The organism is Lentzea sp. NPDC036955, from assembly GCF_055608005.1.
Genome location: NZ_JBVJRC010000004.1, coordinates 532,075 through 556,904 on the forward strand (window position 1 = coordinate 532,075; position 24,830 = coordinate 556,904).

At 65.1% G+C, this 24,830-nt stretch carries 28 protein-coding genes and 1 tRNA gene; 21 read left to right on the plus strand and 8 right to left on the minus strand.

Translation table 11 applies throughout. The annotated features are described in order from the left end of the window. Positions 1-56: 56 nt before the first annotated feature. Together ACZ7CF_RS16010 and dusB are read right to left on the minus strand one after the other, a co-directional pair. On the minus strand, positions 57-509 hold the full coding sequence (locus ACZ7CF_RS16010; protein WP_360396797.1) for a hypothetical protein: 453 nt from the start codon (positions 507-509) through the stop codon (positions 57-59). Further along, positions 502-1,629, minus strand: coding sequence for a tRNA dihydrouridine synthase DusB (gene dusB, locus ACZ7CF_RS16015; RefSeq protein ID WP_360396799.1), 1,128 nt, complete (start codon positions 1,627-1,629; stop codon positions 502-504). Before dusB ends, ACZ7CF_RS16010 begins: the two co-directional genes overlap by 8 nt. 245 nt (positions 1,630-1,874) lie before the next feature. Here dusB and ACZ7CF_RS16020 point away from each other — a divergent pair, with 245 nt between their 5' ends. Both ACZ7CF_RS16020 and ACZ7CF_RS16025 read left to right on the plus strand, forming a co-directional pair. Further along, positions 1,875-2,552 (plus strand): DUF4241 domain-containing protein, encoded by a 678-nt coding sequence (locus ACZ7CF_RS16020; RefSeq protein WP_360396801.1) that lies wholly within the window; start codon positions 1,875-1,877, stop codon positions 2,550-2,552. A 59-nt stretch (positions 2,553-2,611) separates the two neighbouring features. Further along, positions 2,612-3,094: a DUF6328 family protein gene (locus ACZ7CF_RS16025; protein ID WP_360396803.1), complete on the plus strand. Its 483-nt coding sequence runs from the start codon at positions 2,612-2,614 to the stop codon at positions 3,092-3,094. Here ACZ7CF_RS16025 and ACZ7CF_RS16030 read toward each other — a convergent pair. Beyond that, positions 3,059-3,763: a hypothetical protein gene (locus tag ACZ7CF_RS16030; RefSeq protein WP_470369871.1), complete on the minus strand. Its 705-nt coding sequence runs from the start codon at positions 3,761-3,763 to the stop codon at positions 3,059-3,061. The genes ACZ7CF_RS16025 and ACZ7CF_RS16030 overlap by 36 nt on opposite strands. Positions 3,764-4,143: 380 nt before the next feature. On the opposite strand from ACZ7CF_RS16030, the gene ACZ7CF_RS16035 reads away from it, so the two are divergent. Further along, on the plus strand, positions 4,144-5,541 hold the full coding sequence (locus ACZ7CF_RS16035) for an MDR family MFS transporter (RefSeq protein ID WP_470369872.1): 1,398 nt from the start codon (positions 4,144-4,146) through the stop codon (positions 5,539-5,541). A gap of 282 nt (positions 5,542-5,823) precedes the next feature. On the opposite strand, the gene ACZ7CF_RS16040 is transcribed toward ACZ7CF_RS16035, so the two are convergent. Continuing rightward, complete coding sequence (locus ACZ7CF_RS16040) at positions 5,824-6,183, minus strand: hypothetical protein (protein WP_470369873.1); 360 nt, start codon at positions 6,181-6,183, stop codon at positions 5,824-5,826. A gap of 368 nt (positions 6,184-6,551) precedes the next feature. On the opposite strand from ACZ7CF_RS16040, the gene ACZ7CF_RS16045 reads away from it, so the two are divergent. The 6 genes from ACZ7CF_RS16045 (at position 6,552) to ACZ7CF_RS16070 (ending at position 12,850) form a co-directional block, all read left to right on the plus strand. Then, positions 6,552-7,166: a DUF433 domain-containing protein gene (locus ACZ7CF_RS16045; RefSeq protein ID WP_470369874.1), complete on the plus strand. Its 615-nt coding sequence runs from the start codon at positions 6,552-6,554 to the stop codon at positions 7,164-7,166. Then, positions 7,163-7,612: a PIN-like domain-containing protein gene (locus tag ACZ7CF_RS16050; RefSeq protein WP_470369875.1), complete on the plus strand. Its 450-nt coding sequence runs from the start codon at positions 7,163-7,165 to the stop codon at positions 7,610-7,612. Before ACZ7CF_RS16045 ends, ACZ7CF_RS16050 begins: the two co-directional genes overlap by 4 nt. 1,163 nt (positions 7,613-8,775) lie before the next feature. Next, positions 8,776-9,894, plus strand: a complete 1,119-nt coding sequence (locus ACZ7CF_RS16055) for an ABC-three component system protein (RefSeq protein WP_470369876.1) — start codon at positions 8,776-8,778, stop codon at positions 9,892-9,894. Beyond that, positions 9,891-10,379, plus strand: coding sequence for an ABC-three component system middle component 2 (locus tag ACZ7CF_RS16060; RefSeq protein ID WP_470369877.1), 489 nt, complete (start codon positions 9,891-9,893; stop codon positions 10,377-10,379). The genes ACZ7CF_RS16055 and ACZ7CF_RS16060 overlap by 4 nt, the downstream gene beginning before the upstream one ends. Then, positions 10,376-12,220 (plus strand): ATP-binding protein, encoded by a 1,845-nt coding sequence (locus tag ACZ7CF_RS16065; protein ID WP_470369878.1) that lies wholly within the window; start codon positions 10,376-10,378, stop codon positions 12,218-12,220. Before ACZ7CF_RS16060 ends, ACZ7CF_RS16065 begins: the two co-directional genes overlap by 4 nt. A 63-nt stretch (positions 12,221-12,283) precedes the next feature. Continuing rightward, the gene (locus ACZ7CF_RS16070) at positions 12,284-12,850 is read left to right on the plus strand and encodes an HD domain-containing protein (RefSeq protein ID WP_470369879.1); all 567 of its coding nucleotides are present in this window, start codon (positions 12,284-12,286) and stop codon (positions 12,848-12,850) included. Here ACZ7CF_RS16070 and ACZ7CF_RS16075 read toward each other — a convergent pair. Both ACZ7CF_RS16075 and ACZ7CF_RS16080 read right to left on the minus strand, forming a co-directional pair. Further along, on the minus strand, positions 12,835-13,308 hold the full coding sequence (locus ACZ7CF_RS16075) for an NUDIX hydrolase (protein WP_470369880.1): 474 nt from the start codon (positions 13,306-13,308) through the stop codon (positions 12,835-12,837). The two genes, ACZ7CF_RS16070 and ACZ7CF_RS16075, sit on opposite strands and share 16 nt — an antisense overlap. Positions 13,309-13,318: 10 nt before the next feature. Then, the gene (locus tag ACZ7CF_RS16080) at positions 13,319-14,062 is read right to left on the minus strand and encodes a DUF5919 domain-containing protein (RefSeq protein ID WP_090046226.1); all 744 of its coding nucleotides are present in this window, start codon (positions 14,060-14,062) and stop codon (positions 13,319-13,321) included. A 226-nt stretch (positions 14,063-14,288) separates the two neighbouring features. On the opposite strand from ACZ7CF_RS16080, the gene ACZ7CF_RS16085 reads away from it, so the two are divergent. From ACZ7CF_RS16085 to ACZ7CF_RS16125, 9 genes are all read left to right on the plus strand, one after another. Further along, positions 14,289-14,675 (plus strand): plasmid replication, integration and excision activator, encoded by a 387-nt coding sequence (locus tag ACZ7CF_RS16085; RefSeq protein WP_470369881.1) that lies wholly within the window; start codon positions 14,289-14,291, stop codon positions 14,673-14,675. A gap of 3 nt (positions 14,676-14,678) precedes the next feature. Further along, entirely contained in the window at positions 14,679-14,879 is a 201-nt protein-coding gene (locus ACZ7CF_RS16090) for a hypothetical protein (protein WP_470369882.1), read from the plus strand. Further along, positions 14,879-15,139, plus strand: coding sequence for a hypothetical protein (locus ACZ7CF_RS16095; RefSeq protein ID WP_470369883.1), 261 nt, complete (start codon positions 14,879-14,881; stop codon positions 15,137-15,139). The genes ACZ7CF_RS16090 and ACZ7CF_RS16095 overlap by 1 nt, the downstream gene beginning before the upstream one ends. Next, entirely contained in the window at positions 15,126-15,386 is a 261-nt protein-coding gene (locus ACZ7CF_RS16100; RefSeq protein ID WP_470369884.1) for an AMED_5909 family protein, read from the plus strand. The genes ACZ7CF_RS16095 and ACZ7CF_RS16100 overlap by 14 nt, the downstream gene beginning before the upstream one ends. Before the next feature lie 202 nt (positions 15,387-15,588). Further along, entirely contained in the window at positions 15,589-15,807 is a 219-nt protein-coding gene (locus ACZ7CF_RS16105) for a hypothetical protein (protein ID WP_470369885.1), read from the plus strand. 38 nt (positions 15,808-15,845) lie between these two features. Then, positions 15,846-17,267, plus strand: a complete 1,422-nt coding sequence (locus ACZ7CF_RS16110) for an FtsK/SpoIIIE domain-containing protein (protein WP_470369886.1) — start codon at positions 15,846-15,848, stop codon at positions 17,265-17,267. 26 nt (positions 17,268-17,293) lie between these two features. After that, positions 17,294-18,868, plus strand: a complete 1,575-nt coding sequence (locus ACZ7CF_RS16115) for a replication initiator (RefSeq protein WP_470369997.1) — start codon at positions 17,294-17,296, stop codon at positions 18,866-18,868. Between the two features lie 16 nt (positions 18,869-18,884). After that, entirely contained in the window at positions 18,885-19,079 is a 195-nt protein-coding gene (locus ACZ7CF_RS16120; RefSeq protein ID WP_090046234.1) for a helix-turn-helix domain-containing protein, read from the plus strand. Positions 19,080-19,309: 230 nt separating this feature from the next. Beyond that, positions 19,310-20,260: a tyrosine-type recombinase/integrase gene (locus ACZ7CF_RS16125; RefSeq protein ID WP_470369887.1), complete on the plus strand. Its 951-nt coding sequence runs from the start codon at positions 19,310-19,312 to the stop codon at positions 20,258-20,260. A gap of 74 nt (positions 20,261-20,334) precedes the next feature. Here the strand turns inward: ACZ7CF_RS16125 and ACZ7CF_RS16130 are convergent. Continuing rightward, positions 20,335-20,410 (minus strand) — tRNA-Lys (locus ACZ7CF_RS16130). 202 nt (positions 20,411-20,612) lie between these two features. Between ACZ7CF_RS16130 and ACZ7CF_RS16135 the strand changes: the two genes are divergently transcribed. The 3 genes from ACZ7CF_RS16135 to ACZ7CF_RS16145 all read left to right on the plus strand — a co-directional run bounded on the left by ACZ7CF_RS16135 (position 20,613) and on the right by ACZ7CF_RS16145 (position 23,915). Further along, on the plus strand, positions 20,613-21,683 hold the full coding sequence (locus ACZ7CF_RS16135) for an aldo/keto reductase (protein ID WP_470369888.1): 1,071 nt from the start codon (positions 20,613-20,615) through the stop codon (positions 21,681-21,683). Between the two features lie 97 nt (positions 21,684-21,780). Continuing rightward, complete coding sequence (locus tag ACZ7CF_RS16140) at positions 21,781-22,893, plus strand: serine hydrolase domain-containing protein (protein ID WP_470369889.1); 1,113 nt, start codon at positions 21,781-21,783, stop codon at positions 22,891-22,893. Next, complete coding sequence (locus ACZ7CF_RS16145) at positions 22,890-23,915, plus strand: serine hydrolase domain-containing protein (protein WP_470369890.1); 1,026 nt, start codon at positions 22,890-22,892, stop codon at positions 23,913-23,915. Before ACZ7CF_RS16140 ends, ACZ7CF_RS16145 begins: the two co-directional genes overlap by 4 nt. Here the strand turns inward: ACZ7CF_RS16145 and ACZ7CF_RS16150 are convergent, their stop codons facing one another. Then, on the minus strand, positions 23,916-24,824 hold the full coding sequence (locus tag ACZ7CF_RS16150) for a CobW family GTP-binding protein (protein WP_470369891.1): 909 nt from the start codon (positions 24,822-24,824) through the stop codon (positions 23,916-23,918). Positions 24,825-24,830: the final 6 nt, after the last annotated feature.

The window sequence follows — 24,830 nt, forward strand, 5'->3', positions numbered from 1 at the left end:
GTCCGGTTGACCGGGGCCTGCTCCGATCCAGTGAGCTTGGGAGATCAACAACCCGCTCAGCCACCGGGACAGGGGGCGAACCCGTAGACCTCGTCGTCGAGGAGCACCACGTGCAGTGATCCGATCTGGCTGCCGACGACCGCGTCCTCCTGGCGCAGCGTCACCGTCACGGCGACGACGTACACGTCCCCGCGTGGGTGGGACTTCTCGCCAGGGGGTGCCCAGTCGGCGTCCATCCGAAGCGTCGACCAGGTCGGTTCGACCTTCAGGGTGGCGCCCCGCAGGTTGCAGGTCTTCTGCTTGAAGTCCGGGTGCTGGGTGTCCTTGAACAGCGCGGCCTGCTGCTCGGCGCCCTCGTCGCCGGCCTTGTTGACCCGCTCGTAGTACTCGCGGAACTTCGCGCGGTCGCCGTCGGACAACGACACCGGCCGCGCCTTGCCCGCGACGGGACCGCCGCAACCCGCGAGCAGCAGCAGGGAGACCAGGAGAACCGCCGCGCGCTCAGCCACCGGAGTGCATCACGTCCGCACCGGCGGGAACGGTCGCGTCCTCGGGGTCGTCCAGCCACCCCTCCGGCAGCACGACCTTGGCGGCGGACCCCTGCCGCCCGCGCGGCCCCTCGGCGTTGGCCGGGAACGGCACGTCCGCGTCCAGCTGACCGATCAGGTCGTCCAGCTCCTGCAGGCTCGACACCATCGCGAACGCCCGCCGCGTGTCCCCGCCGACCGGGAACCCGTGCCAGTACCAGGCCATGTGCTTGCGCAGGTCGCGCAACCCCTTGTTCTCGCCGTCGTGCGCCGCCAGCAGCCGCGCGTGCGTGCGCAGGACCTCGGCCACCTCGCCGAGCGACGGCCCCGGCGGCACCTCCTCGCCCCGGAACGCCGCCTGCAGATCGCGGAACAACCACGGCCGCCCGAGGCACCCGCGCCCGACGACCACGCCGTCGCACCCGGTCCGCGCCACCATGTCGAGCGCGTCCTGGGCGCTGAAGATGTCGCCGTTGCCCAGCACCGGAATGCTCGTCACGGCCTCCTTGAGCCGCGCGATCGCACTCCAGTCCGCCTTGCCCGAGTACCGCTGCGACGCGGTGCGCGCGTGCAGCGCCACGGCCTGCGCACCCTCGTCCTGCGCGATCCGCCCCGCGTCGAGGTAGGTCAGGTGGTCCTCGTCGATGCCGATGCGGAACTTCACGGTCACCGGCATGTCCCCGGCGTTGCGCACCGCGGCCCGCACGATCTGCCGGAACAGCTCCCGCTTGTACGGCAGCGCCGCCCCGCCGCCCTTGCGCGTCACCTTGGGCACCGGGCAGCCGAAGTTCATGTCCATGTGGTCGGCGAGATCCTCGTCCACGATCATCTTCGTGGCCTCGCCGACGTTCTTCGGGTCGACGCCGTAGAGCTGCATCGACCGCGGGTTCTCCCCCTCGTCGAAGGTGATCATGTGCATGGTCATCGGGTCCCGCTCGACCAGCGCACGCGCCGTGATCATCTCGCAGACGTAGAGCCCGGCCCCGTACTGACGGCACAGCTGCCGGAACGCGACGTTGGTGATCCCGGCCATCGGCGCGAGCACAACGGGCGGGTCGACGGCGTAGGGGCCGATCTTGAGGGTGGGGGCGGACACGACCACCAGGTTACGGCACTGACCTGGCCGGATCTTCGCCGATGGAGGAAGGCAGCGCCTCCCGCACCGCCACCTGGTGCCGGTACTGGTCACCCCCGCTGCACCCCCGGGTCCACCGCCGGCAGCGTGGGCAGCAGAAGTGCCTGCTGAACGCCGTTTTCCCGGAGCCCGGCCGGATTGTGGTGGTGGTGCCCCGATCGGGTGGCGCACACCCCTTCTGCCAACATGCCACCTGGAAAGGAGACCGAAGCGTGGGGGCGAGTCAGCTGATCAAGACCGGGTTCGAGCTCTTCTTCGAGGAAGGTCCCATCGGCAGACCGACCGGTGGTGACGAGCAGCAGGTCATCAGCGTGCGCGAGGTCGGCTTCCTGGCCATGCCCACCGGTCGGCTGGTCGCGGCCGACCCGTTCGTGCTGTGGCCGGAGGACGCCGAGCCGTTCACCGCGACGTTCGAGCCGGGCAAGTACCCGGTCGCGGTCTCCCTGGTGTCGTGGCTCGACCGCGACGGGTTCCCCGACGTGCGCCAGGGCTACCGGGTCGCCGCCGCCAAGCTGACCGTGCGCGACGAACCCGCCTACGTCTGGGAGCCGGCCCTGGTGCCGGGCGAGCACGTGACGCCGATGCTGCCGGGCCAGCGCTTCGGGTACGAGGTCGAGTCGAGCACCGGCGCGTTCTTCGACCTCTCCGCGGCACCCGCCGTCGACCGGCTCGCCGGCGACGACCAGGGCGGCTGCGAGCTCATCGACGCGCTGAGCGCGGTCGGCGGCGGTCGCGGCCCTGCCAACGTCACCGACGTCGAGTCGGGCCTGAACGTGGTGGCGTTCTCGACCGGCTGGGGCGACGGCGTCTACCCGACGTGGGTGGGCCGCAACGCCGCGGGCGACCCGGTCGCGTTCGTGACGGACTTCTTCGTGATCAACCGGTTCTGAGGGGCTGGTTCGCCCGGTCGCCGCGTTTCGAACGGGGGTGACCGGGTACGCGGGAAGGCGTGAGCGAAGCCGAGGAGTCCGATCAGCACAGGCTCGCGCGCAACGTCAACGAGCTGCTGCAGGAGCTCCGCGTGGCGCAGGCCGGTGTGCAGATCCTGTTCGGCTTCCTGCTCTCCATCGCCTTCACCGACAAGTACTCGACCGTCGGCGCCTACGTCCGCGTCACCCACCTCGTCACCGTCCTGTGCGCCGCCATCGCCGTCGCGTTCCTCACCGCCCCCGCCGCCTGGCACCGCGTGCTGTTCCGCCAGGGCCGCCGCGAGGACGTCGTGTCGTCCGGCAACACGTTCGCGTTGGCCGGCCTGGGTTTCCTCGCACTGGCGATGACCGGCACGGTGCTGCTGCTGGCCGAGGTCGTCGTCGGCGGCTGGCCCGCGATCCTCGTGGGCGCGGTGGCGTTCCTCGTCTTCGCCGGCCTGTGGTTCGCCTGGCCGTTCGCCTCGCGCTCAGCCGAGCGTGCTGACGAACGCGAGCGCCCCTAACCCCACCGCGACCGGCACCGCCAGCACGACCGCCCTGCGACTCGGCCGCGGCAGCTCGCGCAAGGTCCTGACCCCCAGCGGGACCAGCGCGACGCACAACCCGGCCGTGCCCACGACCGACAGCACCTCCGCACCCTTCAGCACCCCCAGCGGCAACAGCCCCATGGCTGCCAGCGCCACCGCCCTCACCGGCCCGAGCACCCCACCCAGGTAGGCGCCCACCGCCAGCACGCACCAGCCGAACACGATCGTGAACGACAGGTAGCTGAACAGGTGCAGGTCCCCGTACCCGTCCGCGACCAGCCGCGTGGCCTCCTCGACCCCGCGGTGCCGCACCGCGCCGAACGCCGCCTGGTCCACGCCCGCGTGGAACGTCCGGGCGAACAACCCCACCATGACCAGCACCCCGCCCCAGGCCGCCCACACCGGCCGCCGCCCCGCGACCCGCCGCGCGACCTCGGCCACAGCGGGCCACATCACCACGTGCCCGGCGAGGAACACCGTGTAGGCCGCCGTCATCAGCCCTGGGTGGTCGGCGGCGGCCCTGAGCTGGTCGGGGAAGAAGAAGTGGAACGGCGACCGCAGCAACGTCCCCACCAGCAGCAGCACCGGCCCGAGAACCAGCGCGACACCGGCGGTCCACCCGTTCGGGAACACCTCGTCCGTCATGGTCGGCAACGCTGCCAGCGCGGCCGTTCCCCGTGATCAGCCCGTGGTCCGACCGCCCGCCTCGGACCACGGTCCGAGACCGTTGTCCAAAAGATTTTTCGAGCGGTCTGTCGATCGGCGTTACCCCAGTTCGACGTACCGGTGGGCGGACGAGCGCCGGATCTGCCGGAGGCGGAATTCGGGTGAGACGAACGCGGCGATGAGGAACACTCGGACCCACCGATGAGTTCTACCTGATCTGCCGGTCTCAACCGGCGTCGACGACGACGCCGGCGGCCTTGGCCGCGACGCGACTGTGCCAGCCAGCTACCTAGTGAGGGCCTGACATGCCTGCTGCGATCCAAGACCGACCGACCGCGCAAGCGAGTCGAACACCACTCGTGGTGCGCCTGCTGGTGCTGGCGACGTTCGTGGTCATCCTCAACGAGACCCTGATGATCAACGCGATCCCGCGCCTGATGGAGTCGCTGCACGTCAGCGAACAGGCCGCCCAGTGGGTCTCCACCGCGTTCATGCTCACCATGGCCGCCGTCATCCCGATCACCGGCTGGTTCCTGCAGCGCGTCACGACCCGCCAGGGCTACCTGATCGCGATGAGCGTGTTCATGGCGGGAACCGCGATCTCCGCGGCCGCGCCGACGTTCACCGTGCTGCTGATCGGCCGCATCGTCCAGGCCGCCGGCACCGCCGTGATGATGCCGCTGCTGATGACCACGCTGATGACCGTCGTCCCCGAACAGGACCGCGGCCGCGTGATGGGCAACGTGACCCTCGCGATCTCCGTGGCCCCGGCCATGGGCCCGGCGATCTCCGGCCTGATCCTGCAACTCGGCTCGTGGCGCCTGCTCTTCGTCGCGGTCCTCCCGATCGCCGGCGCCGTGACGTACTTCGGCCTGCGCCAGCTCACCAACATCGGCGAACCCAAGGTCAGCACGATCGACTGGCTCAGCGCAGCCCTCGCAACCGTCGGCTTCGGCGGCCTGGTCTACGGCCTCAGCCTGTTCGGCGAGGGCACCGACCACCTCGGCCCGACCATCGGCGTCGTCGTGGCCGGCGCCGCCACCATCACGTTCTTCGTGCTCCGCCAACTCCGCCTGCAGCGCACCGGCGCCCCGCTGATGGACCTCCGCACCCTGAGCCACCGCACGTTCGCCCTGGCCCTGATCCTGATGTGCGTCGCGTTCCTGGCGATGATGGGCTCGATGATCCTGCTGCCCCTCTACCTGCAGAACCTCCGCGGCCTCAGCCCACTGGAAACAGGCCTGCTCCTCATGCCCGGCGGCCTCGCCATGGGCCTCCTCGGCCCCACGGTCGGCAAGGTCTACGACCGCCTCGGCAGCCGCCCCCTGGTCCTGCCCGGCTCCATCGGCATCGTGCTTTCGTTGGCCGGCTTCACCCAGATCTCCACCACCATGCCGTACTGGCAGATCCTCGCCCTGCACGCACTGCTGATGGTGAGCCTGGCCGCCACCTTCACCCCGATCTTCACCCTCGGCATGGGCGCCCTGCCCCCCGACATGTACCCGCACGGCAGCTCGATCCTCGGCACCCTCCAACAGGTGGCCGCCGCCCTGGGCACCGCACTGGTCGTGACCGTGATGTCCGCCCGCGCCAGCTCGTTGGTGGCCGACGGGGTCGCGGCCGGTGCGGCTCAGCTGAGCGGCATGAAGATCGCGTTCGTGGTGGCGACCCTGTTGGCCGCGGCGACCATCGTGGTGGCGGTGCTGCTGCCGAGCCGGGCGTCGGCTTCGGCTGGTGGAGGTGTGGCGCACCACTGATCGTGGTGGTTGTTGGAGGCCGACGTGCTGGTTGCACGTCGGCCTCTTTCGTTTTGTGTCTTGCGACGCAAAATCCCCAGGTGCAGTACCTGGAGGTGCGATGGGCCGCCAGGAGTCGAACCCTGAGTCTTAGGAGTAAGGGCACTCGCTTGGCGTTGCTCGCCGATCTTCCGCAACAGTGCCTGCTACCTGCGCGGATGCCATCCTGACCTGAGCACTGTGGACAGTCGATTCATGACGTCTGTCGTCGTTTGTGAGCTTTGAGTATGGGTTGACCCTGACCTATTTGCTTCTGAGACCGTTGATCTGAGGATCGAAGCAAACAAGTCCCATCGACGTGGCGAGCTGCGCCGCGAACGCCGAAGCCTCGTCCGCCATGCTGTAGCGCATCGGGAAGTAGATCAGCGGGCCTCTTGCCTCCCCGAGGAGTGGGCTTGTCGACCAGGGTGAGGTGTCGTCGTCGTCCTTGCTCAGATCTGGCCAACGATCCAGCAGTGCAGCGACGTACTTTGTGATCAGCGGCGTCGGAGCATGCTTGACGCCGAAGCCGGCGTAGCGCTCATGCAGGTCATCGAGCGTCGCTCGGGCGGCTGTGTCGTCCGCAGGACGAGCGCCCTCCCACACAGCAAGGTCGTGGGACATGCCGTCAGAGTGACACGGCGCCCTGACAAACCTGCCCGTTCGCGCGGCCTGGCTTGTTGAGGAACACACGATGTTGGCCGGCCTGGCCGTTGCCCGGCACGTGGAGGCTGTCTGCCCGATTCGGTGGCAAGGCGGCGCAGCCTTCGCGGCAGCCGAGCGCCGTACCTATCAGTTCGCAGTGGCCCGCCGTCATGCCCGACCAACGACTGCTTGTAGCCGCCAAGGGGCGACGCTGAGTAAGATTTCCGCATCGATCGGGAACGCCGCGTAACAGTTCGCAGGTCACAACGGATGTCGGCTGTGTCGACAAGGTTCATGTGTCATCGTGGCGTTGTCGGCGTGATGGAACCGGAAGGAGGTGGTTGTGCATGTTCCCAGCCGAACTCGCGTCGGTGCTTAGCGGCGCGTCAATGGGCCAGCTGGCGCATTGGCGTAAGACAGGCCTGCTCGTCCCGGAGGCTGGCGATTCACCGTGGCGGTACTCGTTTCGTGACGTCGTCGCCCTGCGTACCGTCATGAAGTTGCGCACCGATCTGAGCCTGCAGAAGGTCCGCAAGGCCTTCAAAAACCTACCGGTCTACGACTTCACCGAACACCCCGCCTCGTACGAGTTCGGCTATGACGACAAGACCATCGCCGTTCTGGATGGCGAACAGTGGGTGGATCTTGTTGGTCATCCCGGCCAGCTAAACGTGTTCAGCCTCGCTGACGTGTTCCAGCCGTTCACTACCCTCTCCGGTCGCCCGGTCGCCGACTTCCGGGAACCCCGGAAGCACCTGCGTGTGAAGGGCGGTCTGCTCGGCGGATGGCCCACCATCGTCGGCACCCGCGTCGGCTATGACACCGTCGCCAACCTCGTGGAGGACGGCTCCCTGACCGCTGCCGACGTGCACCACTTCTACCCAACGGTGCCGGTCGAGGCCGTCGCGGACGCGGTCAGCTTCGCTGAGGATGTGGCCGCAGCCAGGAGTGCTGCTGCGTGAAGTTTTTCATTGACGAGAACCTCCCTGGCCCTGTGCTGGTCGGCCCACTCGCCGCCCTGTTCCGCGATCACGCGTTCCGCTCCTGCACCGACGAAGGCCTCAGCGGAACCCTGGACATCCCACTGTTCAGTGCGCTGCGCGACCGCGGTTTCAACGCGATCATCACCAAGGACAGCGCCCAGGTCGCACGCAACGAAGACGAGCGCCGCGCGCTGCATCAGCACGGCCTGCACTGGATTGGCGTGAAGCAGGCCTCGGCAAAGGGCCTGCACCTGGTCTCCGCGTGGACCGCATCCCTCACCGCTGCGATGCCACACATCCTCGACTTAATCGGCAAGGACGCCAACACCCCGCTGATGCTGGGCGTGCGCGGATTCGGCATCGAAGTCGAGCAGCGACTGAACGTCAAGCCGTTGTGGCGCGACGAGTGGGGTCCCTCCTGCTAGTCAGAACGTCGCGGACCAGCTCGGCCACGCGCGGCCGTCCATGACGCAGGACACCTACATGGGTCGGAAGCTGGTCGACCAGCGAGCCGCTGACGCTCTGGAGGACGCGCTCGGAGCACTAAAAGACGATCAAGCGGAAGACGGCGAAGTCGAATGACCAGCGGTTTTGTGTGGGTTCACAGTAGGAGACCAAGGCAAAGCGAAACCCCCAGGCCTGTGACCTGGGGGTTTGGTGGGCCGCCAGGGACTCGAACCCTGAACCCGAAGAGTAAGAGCACTCGCTTGGCGTTGTTCGCCGATCTTCCTCGGCAATGCTCACTACCTGCGGCGATGTGGTCGTAATCTGGTCACAGTGGACAGTCACTTCTCGACATCTGCCGTCGTTTTGTGAGAGTTAAGTATGGGTTGATCTTGATCTCCTGGACCCGCCCACACCCCTGCCGTCGTCCCGACACTGAGCCTCGACGCGGCCGGTGATGCTGGGTCAAGGTACTCGTTCCAGCCTTGACACGGCGCCGCCGGCCGTTGTCATGCTCGCGGCGTCGGGGTGGCTCGGCCTGGTGCTCGTCGAGCGTTTCCGCGGCTTCATTTGGGCCTCATCGGTGGCAAGGCGGCGCAGCCGTCGCGGCAGTCGAGCGCCGTGCCCAGCCGGCGTGTGGTGACCGTGCTGGCGCTCGTCGGGTGCCGGGACGCATCGGGCTCCGGATCGGGTGGGCTGTCAGCTGGTGCCTGAGGTCCGGCGCGCAGCGCCGCCCGGCCGACCGGCGGAGCGAAGCGGATGCCGGGAGTGCCGGGATGGATGTTGGTGCAGCGCCAGACCGCACGCGCCGCCAGCGGCGGCGCCTTGATCCTGTAGAGCCGAATTCGGCAAGGTCCCCTTGGAGTGGAGTGGTGTTGCAGCCCAGGCAGTTCACCCGCGCTCGTCGCTGTAACGGACAGCTACTTCGGGTCAGACTGGCTGTAACAACTAGCGTTGCCTTTGCGACGTGTCAGTGCAAGCTGGTCACCACGGTGAGGCAACTTAGAGGAAGGCGTGGTTTGAGTACTCCGATAGGGTCGAGCACGCGTCGCACGAGTCGATATTGCTCTGACCAGGCGTATTCTCCATGGTCTGCTCGGCTTGATGTTCTGCTCTTGTGCCGCCTGAGGGGAGCGTAAGTCCAATGTCCGAACTTCCTCTCGAGCCGGCCGAGCTTCTTTCTGACTTGCCATCACCGGCTGGACAGGCCGTCGTTGTCTCGGCTCCTGCTATTTCTCTGGGGCCAAAGCTGACGCCAAAGAAGTACATCTATTACTATGACGATGTCGCTTGGGAAGAGTTTGTTCTTGAATGGGCAACGGCGCTTAGTCCCGAGTATTACCAGGTGATGCGCCTCGGCGGTACTGGCGACCTTGGTATTGACGTTGCTGGCTTGGCAACTGAAGATGGTCTCGCTGGAGTTTGGGACTGTTTTCAATGCAAGCACTACGGGAAGGCGCTGATGCCTTCTGATGTATGGCCGGAAATATTCAAGCTGTTCCAGTTTGCATCCGAAGGCCGATATGCGATTCCTCGTAAGTACTACTTTGTGGCACCTCGTGAATGTGGTCCGACGCTAAAGCGATTGCTGGGAAACCCTCCGGAACTGAAGAAGCAATTCATTGCAGAGTTGAACAAGGCCGACGGCGTCCTAAGAAAAGAAAACTTGCGAGAAGATGTCGACCGGGTTCTCGATTTTGTCAGCGGCGATCTCAGTTTCGCAATATTCACCTATGCGCCGATTGATGACGTCGTCCTGACGCACAAGAAGACTCCGTATCATGTGGCACGCTTTGGGGAAGGCCTTCCTGACAGGCCTGCGCCGGAACTTCCGCCAGAATCGCTTGCGAAGCAAGAGGCGCGTTATGTGGCCCAGTTGATGGAAGTTTATGAGGATAAATACCCTGGGGAGTCTTTCACTCCGGAACTTGCGCTAACAGATGAAAGAGTTCGAGAACACTTTCTTCGTCAGCGCGTTGATTTCTTTAGTGCGGAATCTCTGCGCGCCTTCTCGCGCGAAAGTGTTCCGGAAGAAACTTTTGTGTCGCTGCAAGACGAGGTGTACGCGGGCGTAGTGGATATTGCGGAATCTTCATATCAATCCGCATTTCATCGTTTGGCGGACGTCCTGAAGGCTGCGGGTGTGCTTACCCTTACAGCTAATGTACTATTGTCTGTCACTAGAGTTCAAGATCGAAAAGGCATATGCCATCAGCTGGCAAACGTCGACAGGCTGACCTGGAGGCGGGGTGACGTGTCTTGAAAGTTTTAAACAGCCCTGTTGAGATAGGTGTACGAGTCTTGGTTCTATTGAGTGGTGTGTATCCGCAGTCACTCGATATCGGTCATCTTGTCTTCTGTGATCACGCTTTGCTTCACAGTGCGGAGCTTGGTGGGCCGTCTAGCATTCATCCTCGTGTCCCTGCGGCACCCGGCGAGCTTGGTATGAAACGTCGGCTCATTGAGTCTGGTCTTCAAGTAATGGTTAGGGCGGAGCTTGCCGCGGTTGTGGTCGACAGCTCAGGAATATCTTATCGAGCGACAGAAGAAGCGCCCGGATTTATTGATCTTCTTGAATCCGAGTACATCCAGCTGCTCCGGGATCGCGTTGAATGGGTTAGAACTGAGTTTGTGCAGCTAAGCTCGGATGAGCTGAGAATTCGGATGAGTGAGTTCTTCTCGCGCTGGTCCGAGGAATTTTTCAGCAATGAAATAACGCGGTCGGAGTCAGAAGGGACGGCAACGTGACTCAAGTTTTGCTGACTCACCTCACCTTCGCTGGCCCTGGTCGACAAGATGCCACGGTCGCCTTTGGGGATGGGCTCACCGTAATCTATGGCGCCTCTGACACAGGTAAGTCTTATGTGGTGGAGTCAATTGACTTTATGCTTGGGGCCAGTGCGTTGCGGTCCATTCCGCAAGCAGATGGCTACACCCATGTGATGCTGGGTTTGAAGCTTCCTGATGGTCAGCAGGTAACCCTCACTCGATCACCTCGAGGTGGAAGATTTGGGCTATACAACGAAGACCTAAGGACAGTGCCTGAACGTCAGCCTGATCAGATTTTGGCGGCGAAGCACACAGGGAAAAATTCTGATAACATATCGGCTTTCTTGCTTGATAAGCTAGGTATGCTGGGATACAAGCTGCAGAAGAATCAGCGGAACGAGACTCGTGACTTGAGTATTCGTGACCTGGTTCACGTCTGCCTGGTTGATGAGACGCGAATGCAAGCACAAAGATCGCCCGTTCTCGCGACTGGACAGTACGTTTCCGCAACTTCTGAGAAGTCCTTGTTTCGCGTGTTGCTGACCGGTGTTGACGACAGCTCATTGGCGGTTACGTCCAGCTCTTCTGAAAAGAAGCGAGTTAGCAAAGGTAAGATTGAAGTGCTCGACTCCGTGATTGCGGAGCTTGCTCAGCAGGTTTCGCTGCTGGACGATCCTGAAGAACTCAAGGATCGACTAACGCGATTGAACGGGGCGATTGCCGAGTTTTCTGCTTCTCTAGGTCAAATCTCATCCGAGCGCGATGCGGTTGTGAGTGAGCGCAGCGAGATTCTGCGCGAGTACAATACGACTTTGGATCGGCTTGGTGAGGTTCACGATCTACTTGGCCGATTTGGACTTCTTGAGGAGCAGTATCGCTCTGATCTGGCGCGCCTGGACATGACTCAAGAGGCCGGCACCTTGCTCGGCTACTTTCAGTCGGGCGTGTGCGTGTTTTGCGGTGCAGATCCTGAGGATCAGAAGTTTAACGACCATATACACCGCGAGTCCACAAGGTTTGCCGAGGCGGTTCGTGCTGAGCATTCCAAAACATCCGCATTGCTTGATGATCTGCTCATAACGATACGTGATTTGAGTGATCAAAGAGATGAACTTGCCTCGCAGCGTGAGCGTATGTATCGAGCGCTTGATCGTCTTGCGTCACGTATGGCGGAGCTTGACGCTAGGATGGAGCCTATCAGCGAAGAGATGGCGGAAGTTCTGGGGTCTCGTTCCGTGTTAGAGCGAGGAATTGCAATTTTTGAGCAGATATCGAGTCTGGAATCACGTCGAAATAAACTTGCTTCAGAAGGCGTTGATGGCGAAAAGGCTGCTGCCACCTCACTCGATGTTCGCACGCTTCGTGAGTTCACCGACGTCGTGAAAAAGGTTCTAGACGCTTGGAGCGTGCCAGGATTTGAGTACGTAGCGTTCGATCAGGCTGATAGCGATCTAATTGTGGGTGACCAGTTGCGCTCCTCTCGAGGCAAAGGAATGCGCGCCATCCTGCATGCGGCGTTTACGGTATCTCTTGCAAAATATTGTATCGAGCGCGATCTAGGTCACCCTGGCTTCGTCGTTCTCGACTCGCCTGTAGTGACGTATCGCGGTCCCGCCTTTGATGGCGCGCTCGATCCAGATGACGAGTTTATGAGTCTGGGTGTAGCAGATCACCTATACCGACAGCTGGCGGCGGAATTTGCCGGGCAAGCGATTGTAGTTGAGAATGTCACGCCGCCGGCGGGTCTTACGGACTCGGTTACCGCTGTTCACTTCACGGGCTCTCGCTCATCCGGTCGTTTTGGCCTCTTTCCCGTGTGAGTCCTCTCTGAGAATTATGGCGGGTCGGTAGCGTCGCCCTGCGAAGTCGCATATGGTCTAGGTGTGGAGGCTTCTTCTTGGGCTGTTCAACTCAGTGCCCGCTACTTGGCTGGCGATCGCCCTCGTCGGTGGAAGCACGTGCAAGGAGTCGCTGCTCGTGCTGCTATCGCAGCCGAGACTTTTGCGGAGGATGACGGCCGCATACTTGTTGATGCCGCTCTTCTGCACGACATCGGTTACGCACCTGCCCTGGCAGTTACTGGTTTCCATCCGCTCGACGGTGCAAGTTTCCTAGCAAGCGTCGATGTTGCATCTCGGCTATGCGCTCTAGTGGCCCACCACTCATGTGCTTATCGTGAGGCGGAACTTCGTGGGCTTAGCGCTGAGCTGGCAGGATGGAAGGACGAGCGGACGTCGCTCCGTGACGCTCTTTGGTGGGCGGATATGACGACAACTCCTGATGGTGAACTAACGAATGTTTCCGATCGGATTGAAGAGATCCAGAAGCGTTATGGTCCGGAGGATCTCGTAACATTCTTCATCCGACAAGCCAAGCCTGAGCTGGTCGGTGCGGTTGAGCGGACCGAGGAACGGCTACGCGCGGCGGGAGTCGACTACACCGCGAAGTAGGGCGTCGTGCGCTCCTCAAACCCGTGCTCGATTCGAAGCCGGATGGACGGGTGAACGTTGAGTGAGTCCAGGTCGCCGCGGCTTACCCAGTGAACTTCGCTGGATTCGTCGCTGGTCCGCAGCTCCCCGCCGACCAACCGTGCTCGGAAGCAGATCGAAAACTGCTGTCGCACCTCGCCGTCCGTGTAGGCGATGACGTGCGCGGGGTCGGAGTAGACGCCGATGATGTCGATGGGCTCGACGTCGATCCCGGTCTCTTCCTTGACCTCGCGGATGACGGTGTGGCCGATGGTCTCGCCGACGTCCTGGGCTCCGCCGGGGATCGAGTAGAGGTCGTTGTCGGTCCGCCGGATCATCAACAGCCGGCCTTGCTCGTCCTGCACGAACGCCGTCACCGCCACGACGATGTTGGTCGCCTTCGGTGCGTTCGGGTCGTTGTAGTGATCAGTGCGAGCCATGCCTACCTGCCTACCACTTCGGCGGCTTCGCGCCATCCCAGACGCCTTGGAAGCTCTCGGCGTACGTCTCGAACAGGTCGCCTCCAGACAACCGCCGCAGGTGCAGGACCGGCGCGTGAGCTGCCATGAAGCCGTGCACATGTGTGTTCACGAGCATCTCGTCATCGAAGCGATAGATCGAGTTGTAGAGCGTCGTGCCGTGAAGTCGGATCTCGACGCCGGGCACCTCGGCCAGCGGCTTGTAGATGGCCAGAGCGTTCCGGATCTTCGCGCCAAGCGTGGTCTTGCCGATGCCTTCTTCCTCGCTGCGGCGTGCGACCTCCCGGCTGGCCGGGTCTCCGAGCAGCAACCGGATCCGAACGCCGTTCTCTGCCTTCTGGCGCAGCGTCTTGATCAGGGCCGGGTTGTCCACCAGGAACATGCCGGCATAGACCAGGATGGAGATGCTGATCTTGGACTGCTCGATCAGGTGTCCCCAGATGTCCTGCGGTACGGCGTGGCGGTGCGCGTAGACCTGCACGACCTCGGACTCGTTGATCTCCTTCTTCTTCTCCGGCGCGACGGCGTCCGGCCAGAGGTAGGTCTCGGTCTCGCGGACCATCGCGGCGATGGCGTGCCGGTGGCGCGGGTACGGCGTCCGGTCCTGCGTGATCCACCGTTCGACGGTCTTCGGGTCTACGCCGGTTGCCTTTGCGACTTCATCGAAGCCCAAAGTGTTGCGCAGCAACGCATCCCGCAGGCGTTGGTTCGGCATGACCCACCTCCGTACAACTAGGGACGACTTCAATGTAGCCGAGACGTCTGTAGTTGTCCTGATGTGTGGTGTTGACGTCCTGCCGATTCGTCGAAAGTCGTAGGTGTCGAAACGTCGGGGAACAGCCCCGACCGCCACGAACGACAGGAGAACGACGATGGCGATCACAGATGGGAGCAGGCTCCCGGCGGGTCACGACTTCGTGTTTCCGAGGGGCGCGCTCGTGATGGGCGTTGAGCCAGTGCTCAAGTTCCAGTCGGCGGAGGACCGCGCCAAGGGGCTCCCCGTTGAGCAGGAGGTCGACAAGGACAACGGGCTGCTCGTGTGGTCCGTCCTCGTGATCGACCAGGCGGCGGAGCGCAAGACGGACGCGGCGGTCACGGTCAAGATCTCCGCACCTCACCGGCCCGTTCCGCCTGAGGCGATCCCTGGTACGGACATCAGGCCGGCCGTGTTCGAGGGGCTGACGGTCACGCCGTGGATCGATGACAAGGGCTGCCGTGGTGGCCACGTCGGTGAGCGTCACCGCTGCCGGGCGAAGCTGGGCTACAGCCTGCGCGCCACCGGCATGAAGGCGGCCGTCGCGTCCAAGCCTGCACCCAAGGCGGCGTGATCCGTGGCCGACTTGATGCGCCTGCACCTGACGGCGAACCTGCCGATCCGGGTGGAACCGCTCGTCTTCGCCGGAAGGGTCGAGTTCCGGTTGGGCAACGCCTTCCCGGCCGTGCTCGTGGTCGACGCGGAAGCACTGCCCCGGCTTGCTGAGGCGGTCGCGGAGGGACAGGCGGCCCTGAACGCGGCGCGGGGTGGTCAGTGATGGGGTTCAACGCCACCTGTACACCTGGTCAGGACGCGGGTGCGGCCATGATCCGGGTAACGCCTGAGGTTCCGGCGCTGGCCATCTACCTCGACCCGGTCAACATTGCGATCCAGCTCCCGCCTTTCCCTGGCGGCTCAGACGTACTGATGCGGTTCTGCCAGGAGTTGTCGCGGGAGGCGGCCAAGCTGGCTGACCACCTCGGCAACCAGGAAGGACGCCACGCGCTGGCGGAGGAGGCTCCTGATGTCCGCGGCTGAGCCCATGCGCTGGGGCATCGCTGAGCAGGTCCGGACGCTGAGCGAGGCGCACGACGTGTTGAGCAAGCTCCTCCCCAACCCCAAGGCTGCTCCCGCTGTCCTGCGGGACTACTACCTCCGCTCGGCAGCCATCTACGCGCGAGTCGCTGAGATCGATCGCAGCCACCACCACGAAGCCATCTACTGGGCGAACCGTGAGCGCGAAAAGGGGGAGGCAATCAAGGACACGAAGACGGCGAAGAAGTAGAAGAAGTCCTTATTGGACAGAACGCGTGACTCTGCTGGGTCATGTGGCGATACCGCACGTCTTGTTGCGGCGCAAAGAGAACGTGAGACGCAGGAGCGGAACCCGGCTACCAACCTCGCCGCTCCTGCGTTGTCCACCCAACTCAGGAGTGAACAAGATGAGCGTAGAGCCTGAGCGCATTCGTGCGCTAGACGGGGATCGGATGATCTCCACCAGGCAGACCGTTTCCACCTACGCCGTGATGCTCGATGGCGGCTCGCTGGAGACGATGGAACTCACGGCCGCGCAGGCTCGGGGCTTCGAATGCCTCACCTGTCGGGCGCAGCACACCGCCACTTCGGGAGTGTTCCAGCCTGTTGGGCGCATCCCGAGTGTGGGCAGCGTCTTCCAGTGCCTCAAGTGCGCTGGCGGTGTGCGATGAAGGGCAACCGATGGGTCGACCCCGCACCGTTCGAGGGTGTGCGTCCACGGGTCCCGTGGTGGGTGTGGCTTCCCTGCTGGATCAAGGTTGTACTCGCGCCGTTCGCGTTGATCTGGCTCGCCGGCCGACTGGCCGTGAAGCTCGCCGTAGTGACGTTCCGGTACCCGGTGGCTGTCACGGCCTGCCTCGGCGGCTACATCGGCTATCGCCAGTTCGGGCTTTCGCCGCTGGTCCTGGCGTTGCTGTCGCTCGTGTGTGCTCTGACGGTCTGGTACGGCCTCGATCGTGGCTCGTTCCTGCGGTACGGCTGGTACCGCGTCCTGACCGAGTGGCGGCGGCTCACGGTGTACGTGCCGCATTGGCGCACGGTGATGCGGCTGGCAGAGCTGGCCAAGGACAACCGAGGCAGGGAGTACCGCCCGAAGCTGCGCCGCGTCCGGTCGGAGGGCTGGCGGGACAAGGTGCGGGTTCGCATGATCCCGGCTCAGTCTCCAGAGCAGTGGGAAGCGCGGCGGGACAACCTGGCGCACTCGTTCAACGCGCGGTTCTGCCGGGTGCGGGTGCTGCGGCCGAGCGTGCTTGAGCTCGACTTCATCCACTCCGATCCGCTGTCGCGTCCGGTCGCGGTGCCGCAGCCCGCCGCTGTCGGGGACGTTGACCTCAAGCGCGTCGTCGTCGGCCGGACCGAGACCGGTAAGCCCTGGCGACTGAAGTTGCTCGGCTCTCAGGTCTTGGTGGTTGGGGTGCCCGGCGCTGGCAAGGGCTCGGTGCTCTGGTCGATCGTCTGGCAGCTCGCCCCGGCCATTAAGGCGGGCATGGTGCGACTCGTCGGGATCGATCCCAAGGGCGGCATGGAGCTGGGGCAGTGTCCGGACGCGTTCGAGAAGGTGGTCTACGACAATGGTCCGGAAGCTGTTGCCCTGCTTGAAGAAATGGCCGCGGAGGTCAAGGAACGTGCGGCGCGGTACCGGGGTATCCGTCGGCTCTGGGTACGTGGCACGGGTGAGCCGTTCACGGTTCTGATCGTGGATGAGCTGGCGGACCTGATCGCCTACCAGCCTGACCGGAATCTCCGGGAACGTGCGACGCGGGCTGTCCAGACGATCACCTCGCAGGGACGTGCACCCGGCTACGCCGTCGTGGGCCTGGTCCAGGACCCGCGCAAGGAGGTCGTGAGCTTCCGGCACCTGTTCACCACGCGGGTGGCGCTGCGCCTGGATGAGCCGGTTCAGGTGGACATGGTCCTGGGCGACGGCGTTCGGCAACGCGGCGCGGCTGCTCATGAGATCAGCGAGAACACGCCTGGTGTCGCCTGGCTCAAGGAGGACGGGCAGCGCGAACCGGAGAGGGCACGGGCCTTCCACGTCACGGACGCGGACTTGGTCGAGCTGGGCGTCTACCTCGCCCCGGCCACCGTGCACGAGTTCCCGACCAGCGGTGAAGGGAGGGCAGCGGCGTGACCGAGTACCTGACTCGCTCGGAGCGGATGAAGCAGCCGGCCGCGCTCGACATCGCTCGGGCCGTCGCTGAGGAGCACGGCGTCTGCGTCCGGCCGTTGGCCAAGGAGCGGATCGACCTCGACACCGGACGTGTGGACATCGTCCCGGTGCCGTGCGGCTCGACGGTCGCGAGTGTCTGCCCTACCTGCGCTGAGAAGAACCGGCGTCTGCGGATGGCGCAGTGCAGGGAGGGATGGCACCTCACCGAAGAACCCGACTTCACGCCGGACGCGCCGAGCGACGATCAGCGGGAGCTGACCGCCTACCGGGCTGATCTCGTGAAGGCCTTCCGCCTGGCCCTCGATGAGGGCGACGAAGTTGGAGCGGAGGAGGTTCGGGAAGAGGTCGCGGAGGTAGACACCGAACTTCGGCAACTTGGAGTCCGCGGTTCACTCCCCTCGCTGGAAGTGCCGCTCAAGGCCGCTCGGAAGCGGTCGACCAAGCGGCGCCAGGACGCGCCCAACCTACCTCGGCGGCCGGTCAGCAAGCGCACGGTCGGCAAGGTCTTCGGAGGGAAGTACCAGCCCTCGACGTTCCTCACGTTGACGCTCGACACCTACGGCAAGGTCCGCAGCGACGGCACGCCCGTTGACCCGGCGGCCTACAACTACCGGCGTGCAGCTCGGGATGCGGTGCACTTCGCGGCACTGCTCGATCGGTTCGTTCAGAACCTTCGCAGGTGTGTCGGATGGGAGGTCCAGTACTTCTCGACGGTCGAGCCACAGCGGCGACTTGCTCCGCACTGGCACGCTGCGGTCCGGGGCTCGATCTCGCGGGCGGAGCTGCGGGCGGTCGCTGAGGCCACCTATCACCAGGTCTGGTGGCCTGAGCATGACGAGATCAAGTACAGCGGCGACAACCTGCCGGTATGGGATGTCCGGGCCAAGGGCTTCGTTGATCCGCAGACGCGAAAGACCCTGCCTACCTGGGAAGACGCCCTCGATCAGGTGGAGCGGCCCGCGCACGTCGCGCGGTTCGGGGTGCAGGTGCATTCCAAGGGCATCCTTGGCGGGACCGAAGAGGCCGGCCGACACATCGGCTACCTGACGAAGTACCTCACCAAGAGCATCAACGAGTGCTTCGAGGCACAGACCGCCCGGCAGGAAGACCACGCCGAACGCCTCTGCGCTGAGCTCGCGGTCACGCCCTGCTCGCCGCAGTGCCCGATCTGGCTGCTCTACGGCGTCCAGCCTCGCGGGGCGCGGATGTCGACGGTGCCGGGCAAATGCAAGGGGAAGGCGCACAAGCGGACCACGCTCGGGGTGGCTGGGCGGCGGGTGCTCGTGTCGCGGAAGTGGTCCGGGAAGTCGCTCGCGGACCACAAGCACGACCGTCGCGCGTTCGTTCGGCAACTGCTCGCGGATGTTGGGATCAAGCCCGAGGACGAACCGAAGCGGCTGGTCTGGAACAACGTCCAGCCCGGCGACCCGAACGTGCCACCACGTGCACATCTGCTGTTGAGCGCTGTGGCTGAGCGGCGGAGGTGGAAGGCCGAATACACGGCCGCGCTGCTCGCATCCGCCGGACCTCCGGGGAGTTCGGCAACTCCGCACGCTGCTTGATCAAAGGGGGAACATCATGGAGACACGTCAGTTCGAGCCACTGTGGACAGTCAGTGACGTTGCGGCCTACTTGAACGTTCCGGTCCACACGCTCTATGGCTGGAGGACCAAGAACTACGGGCCGCCTGCTCGGCGCATCGGCAAGCACCTGCGGTACCTGCCGTCCGAGGTGCGGAGCTGGTTTGAGCACCTGCTTGAGGAGGCGGCCTGATGGGACGTCCACCTCTGGACCTCGGCACGTACGGGGCGATTCGTTGCTATGAAACGGATTCTGGCTGGCGTGCGACCACGAAGTATCGCGACTACGACGGTAAGACACGGCCGGTCGAGCGGTGGGGGAAGACCAAGAGTGCCGCAGAGCGGAGTCTCAAGAAGGCGCTCGCTGAGCGGAAGGGACCGTCCGGCAGTTCGCTGACGCGTGAGAGCCGGTTCAAGGAGGCCTTGGACCAGTGGTTCACCAAGTTCCAGGCGCTCGCTGACGCTGGCAAGAGGTCTCCGAGCAGCGTCGAAACGTATCGCAGCATCATGGATCGACACGTGCTCCCTGGCCTCGGTGAGCTGCGGATTCGTGAGATGACGGTGGCGCGGGTCGACGCGTTCCTCGGCGCGTTGTGGCGGTCGGTCAGCGTGGACACGGCGAAGACGGCCCGATCGGTGATCTCGGGTGCCCTGCGGATCGCTGTCCGGGACAAGGCGCTGGACACCAACCCGGTCAGGGAGGCGGAGCCGCTGGAGGCCGGCCGCAAGAAGAGTCCGAGGGCGCTCACGCGGGAGGAACGGGTCCGCTGGCTGGAGATGCTGGAGTCGGACCCCAGGGCCGTGAAGCGAGACCTGCCTGACCTGTCGCGCTTCATGATGGCCACGGGCGTCCGGATCGGTGAGGCGTTGGCCGTCTACTGGGAAGACGTCGACTTCGACGCTGGCACGGTCAACGTGAACTACACGGTCATCCGGGTCAAAGACATCGGGCTGATCCGGAAGTCGACCAAGACGGAGGCCGGTGAGCGAACGCTCCTGCTCCCACGATGGGCGCTCGACATGCTCCAACGGAGGCGCAAGACCACGAGCTTCCCGGACGGGCCGGTTTTCCCGGACGCCCTCGGCGGGCTCCGCGACCCGTCCAACACCCGCAAGGACCTCCGGAAGGCGCGAGGCGGGGAAGAGTTCGCCTGGGTCACCTCGCACGTCTTCCGGAAGACGGCGGCGACCATCCTTGACGAGGCGGGGCTCTCCGCGCGGCAGGTCGCGGACCAGCTCGGCCACGCGCGGCCGTCCATGACGCAGGACACCTACATGGGTCGGAAGCTGGTCGACCGGCGGGCCGCTGACGCCCTGGAGGACGCGCTCGGAGGGCCGAAAGATGATCAAGCAGAAGACGACGAAGTTGAATGACCAGCGGTTTTGTATGGGTTAAGTGTGGGGAGACCCGGACAAAGCGAAACCCCCAGGCCTGTGACCTGGGGGTTTGGTGGGCCGCCAGGGACTCGAACCCTGAACCCGAAGATTAAAAGTCTCCTGCTCTGCCAATTGAGCTAGCAGCCCTCGCCGGCACAGCCTACCGATCGTCATCACGCCATGTCGCTCGGGTTACCCACCTCACGGTTGACACTCCCCACCCGCCCGAACAACCGAGCCCAAGCCGAACGAGAGGATCAGGCAAGACCACAGGAGCATCGTCGTACCGCCGACCACCCCAGCACCGGTTTCATTGGAGCAGCGAAACAGCAGCCCAAGGAGCCAAGAGATGCCACTCGACCACTACGTCACCCTCGGCCGGTCCGGCCTCCGCGTCAGCCCGTTCGCCCTCGGCGCGATGACCTTCGGCGAGGACCCGGGATCTGCCGGCTGCAGTGTCGAGGAAGCGGAGAAGATGCTCGACGCCTACCTCGAACGCGGCGGGAACTTCATCGACACGGCCAACTTCTACACCAACGGGCACTCCGAGAAGATCCTCGGCGACTACTTCAGGACCAGGGACCGGGACCGGGTCGTCCTCGCCTCCAAGTTCTTCTTCAACATGCACCCCGGCGACCCGAACGGTGGTGGTGCGGGGCGGAGTGCCGTCCGCAAGCAGCTCGAAGAGACGTTGCGCAGGCTCGGTACGGACTACCTGGACCTCTACTGGCTGCACAACTGGGATCGGAACACCCCGGTCGAGGAGACCATGCGGGTGCTCGACGACCTGGTGGGATCGGGCAAGGTGCGGTACATCGGGTTCTCCAACACGCCTGCCTGGGTCACGGCGCGGGCGCAGACGATGGCCGAGCTCAACCGGTGGACGCCGCTGATCGCGTTGCAGGTCGAGTACTCGCTGTTGGCGCGGACCGTGGAGGGGGAGGTGGCGCCGATGGCGAGGGACCTGGGCATGGCGCTGGTGCCGTGGAGTCCGCTCAAGAACGGGTTCCTGTCGGGCAAGTACCGGCGGGACGGGCGGGTCGGCGACTCGGAACGGGTGAAGTTCGTGGGTGGGCCCGGTGAGGCGGAGTTCCGGGTCATCGACGTGGTGGTGGAGGTTGCCGAGGAGGTCGGTGCCTCGGCCGCGGCGGTGTCGTTGGCGTGGCTCAGGCAGCGGGCGGGGACGGTGGTGCCGATCATCGGTGCGCGCCGGCTGGAGCACCTGGAGAGCAACCTTGAGGAGGTCGTTCTCGGTGAGGAGCAGCTCCGCAGGCTGGACGAGGTGTCCGCGCCGGAGTTGGGTTACCCGGCGCCGTTGCACGGGGAGTTGCGGGCCATGTTGCAGTTCGCGGGTACCACGGTCGACGGGGAGGCGTCCGCCGTCTACCCGCCGCTGCTCCTGAGCGACGTCCGGTACTAGGTGGAGCAGGCTCTACCTGATCAACGGCAGTGTGCCTGACTGTGTGCGCGGCGCGGAATTGGAATCGTCTTCCTCAAGCCGAACGAGGGGACGAACGATGAAGAAGACGCTGGTAGGAGTGCTGGCAGCGGCCATGCTGTGCAGTGGGACGGCCATGGCCACGCCGGCGGGGCAGGTGCAGAAGCAGCTCGACGGGCTCGCCAAGGAGTTCCCGGCGGCGCTGGCGACGACGACCGATGCGCACGGCAGGGCGACCGCGTACACCGCGGGGACGGCCGAGTTGAACAAGCGGGTGCCGGTGCCGAAGAACGGGCAGGTGCGGGCCGGGTCCAACACCAAGGCGTTCGTCGCCGTCGTGATCATGCAGCTGGTGGCCGAGGGCAAGGTCGAGCTGGACGTGCCGGTCACGAGGTACCTGCCGGGCTCCATCAAGGACGACCGGATCACGGTGCGGCAGCTGCTCAACCACACCAGCGGGCTCGCGAACTACACGGGCTTCCTGGGGCTCGAGAAGTTCGAGGACGTGCGGCACCGGTACTTCGAGCCGTACGAGCTCCTGGCCGTCGCGAACCAGCAGCCGCCGACGCACCAGCCGGGTGAGAAGTTCAAGTACAGCAACACGAACTACGTGCTGCTGGGGCTCATCGCGCAGAAGGTCACCGGGCGGCCGATCGCGGAGAACGTCGACCAGCGGATCGTGCAGAAGCTCAAGCTCAAGGACACCTACTGGCCTGGCCAGGGTGAGCAGGGCATCCGCGGCAAGCACGCCAAGGGGTACGACCGGGTCAAGGGCGTGCCCACCGACGTCACCGAGATGGACCCGTCGTGGGGCTGGGCCGCCGGGCAGATCGTCTCGTCCACCAAGGACCTCAACACCTTCTACCAGGCGCTGCTCAAGGGGAACCTGGTTCCCGCCGCGCAGCTGACGGAGATGCAGAAGACCGTCGACACCGCCGGTGAGATGTGGCCGGGTTCGGCGTACGGGCTGGGCATCGCCAGCACGACGCTGAGCTGTGGTGGCAAGTACTGGGGTCACGGCGGTGACATCCACGGGTACGAGACCCGCGGTGGCGTCACGGAGAAGGGCCGTGCGTTCTCGATCGCGGTCACGGCACTGCCCGGCACGTTCCAGGACACGCCGGAGAAGGGTGCCAAGGCACACGACCAGATCTTGGCCACTGTGGACAGTGCTCTGTGCGGTGCGAAGTGAAGGTCGTCGCGGCCTTAGCCGCCCTCAGCCTCGTCACGCCGATACCGCAGCAGCTCGACCGGATCGTCGAGGACGGCATGCCGGGCGTGGAGATGCACGTCAACGGCAGCAACCACGCGAAGGGCAACGCACCCGTCAACGGGCGGGTGCGGGTCGGCAGCATCACCAAGTCCTTCGTGGCCGTGACGGTCCTGCAGCTCGTCGGCGAGGGCGAGGTCGCGCTCGACGGGCCCGTCAAGAACTACGTCCCGCGCATCGAGGACGAGCGCATCACGGTCCGGCAGGTCCTGCAGCACACCAGCGGCCTGCCCGAGTTCTCGGTCGCGGTGGGCGTCGCGAAGATCGCGGACGTGCGCGACCGGTACTTCGAGCCGTACGAGCTGCTCGACGCGGGGCTCAAGCAGCCCGTGACCGGTGCGCCCGGTGAGAAGTACAGCTACAGCAACACGAACTACGTCGTCGCGGGGCTGCTGGTGCAGAAGGTGACCGGCCGGCCGGTGGCGGAGGAGGTGCAGCGGCGGGTGCTCGACCGGGCCCAGTTGCGCGACACCTACTGGCCGGCGCAGGGCGAGCGGACCATTCGCGGCCGGCACGCCCGCGGGTACGCGCCGGCGGACCTGTTCGACCCGAGGTCGAAGGCGGTCGACGCGACGGAGCTCGACTCGTCCTGGGCCTGGGCGGCGGGTGCGCTCGTCTCGACGCCGCAGGACATCGCCCGGTTCTACCGCTCGCTGCTGCGGGGCGAGCTCCTCCAGAAACCGCAGCTCGACGAGATGCGCAGGACCGTCCCGATCGACGACCGGACCACGGCCGGGCTCGGCCTGGAGAGCACGAAGCTCAGCTGCGGCGGCGTCTACTGGGGCCACGGCGGCACGATCCACGGGTTCTCGTCGTTCGGTGCCGCGACGGACGGCGGGCGCCACACCGCGATCACCGCGACCGCGCTGTTCGGCACCTACGGCGACGCGGAGAAGTCGCTCCAGCAGATGCTCGACGTCGTCGACACAGCGCTCTGCAAGTGATCAGCGGGCGTACCGCAGCACCCACAGCATCTCCTCGGAGCTGACCGGCTCCAGCGCGACACACGCGAGCAGCCAGTCGGTCACCGAGTCCGCGTCGATGCCCGTCCCGATCAGCACCAGCTGGGTCGGGGCGGGCTCGACCGGTGTGAACGACACGTACGCGCCGACGGTGTGCAGCATGAAGGTGCCGTGCTCGAACTGCACGAAACCCTTGGCGCGGAACAACCCCGGTGGCCGCGCGGACAGGAAGTCCATGAACAGCCTGGGGTGCAGGGGGTCCTCGGACGTGAACGTCACGGTGTCGTACGCGGCGTGCGCGTGCGTCGAGTGGTCTTCCAGGTCGTCGAACGCCAGCTGGCGCGGGCCCGAGTCCGGTGGCCGCACCTCGAAGAGCAGCGCCGGGTCGATCCGGCCGTACGACACCGCGAGCACCGGCGCCTCGCACGGCAACGACGGCAGCGCGTCCACCCGGTCGACCTTGTTCAGCACCACCAGGTCCGCCAGCGCGAGGTCCCGGTCGAGGTGGTCGACGGCGTCGAGTTCCACGGCGTCGACCACGTAGATCAGCCCGCCGTACGCCACGTCTGGTGCCTGAACCACCATCCTGACCAGCGCGGACGGTTCGGCGAGCCCGGACGCCTCGATGACGATGACGTCCAGGTCCGCCGTGGCGAGCGTGCCCAGCATGTCGGCCAGCTCGGAGCCGTCGACGGCGCAGCACAGGCAGCCGTTCGACAGCGTCACCATCGAGTCGACCTGCGCGGACACCGCGAACGCGTCGATGTTGATCGAGCCGAAGTCGTTGACGACCACGCCGATCCGCGTGCCGCCGGACGTGCGCAGCAGGTGGTTGAGCAGGGTGGTCTTGCCGGCGCCGAGGAAACCGGCCAGGACGACTACGGGGATCACGGCCGT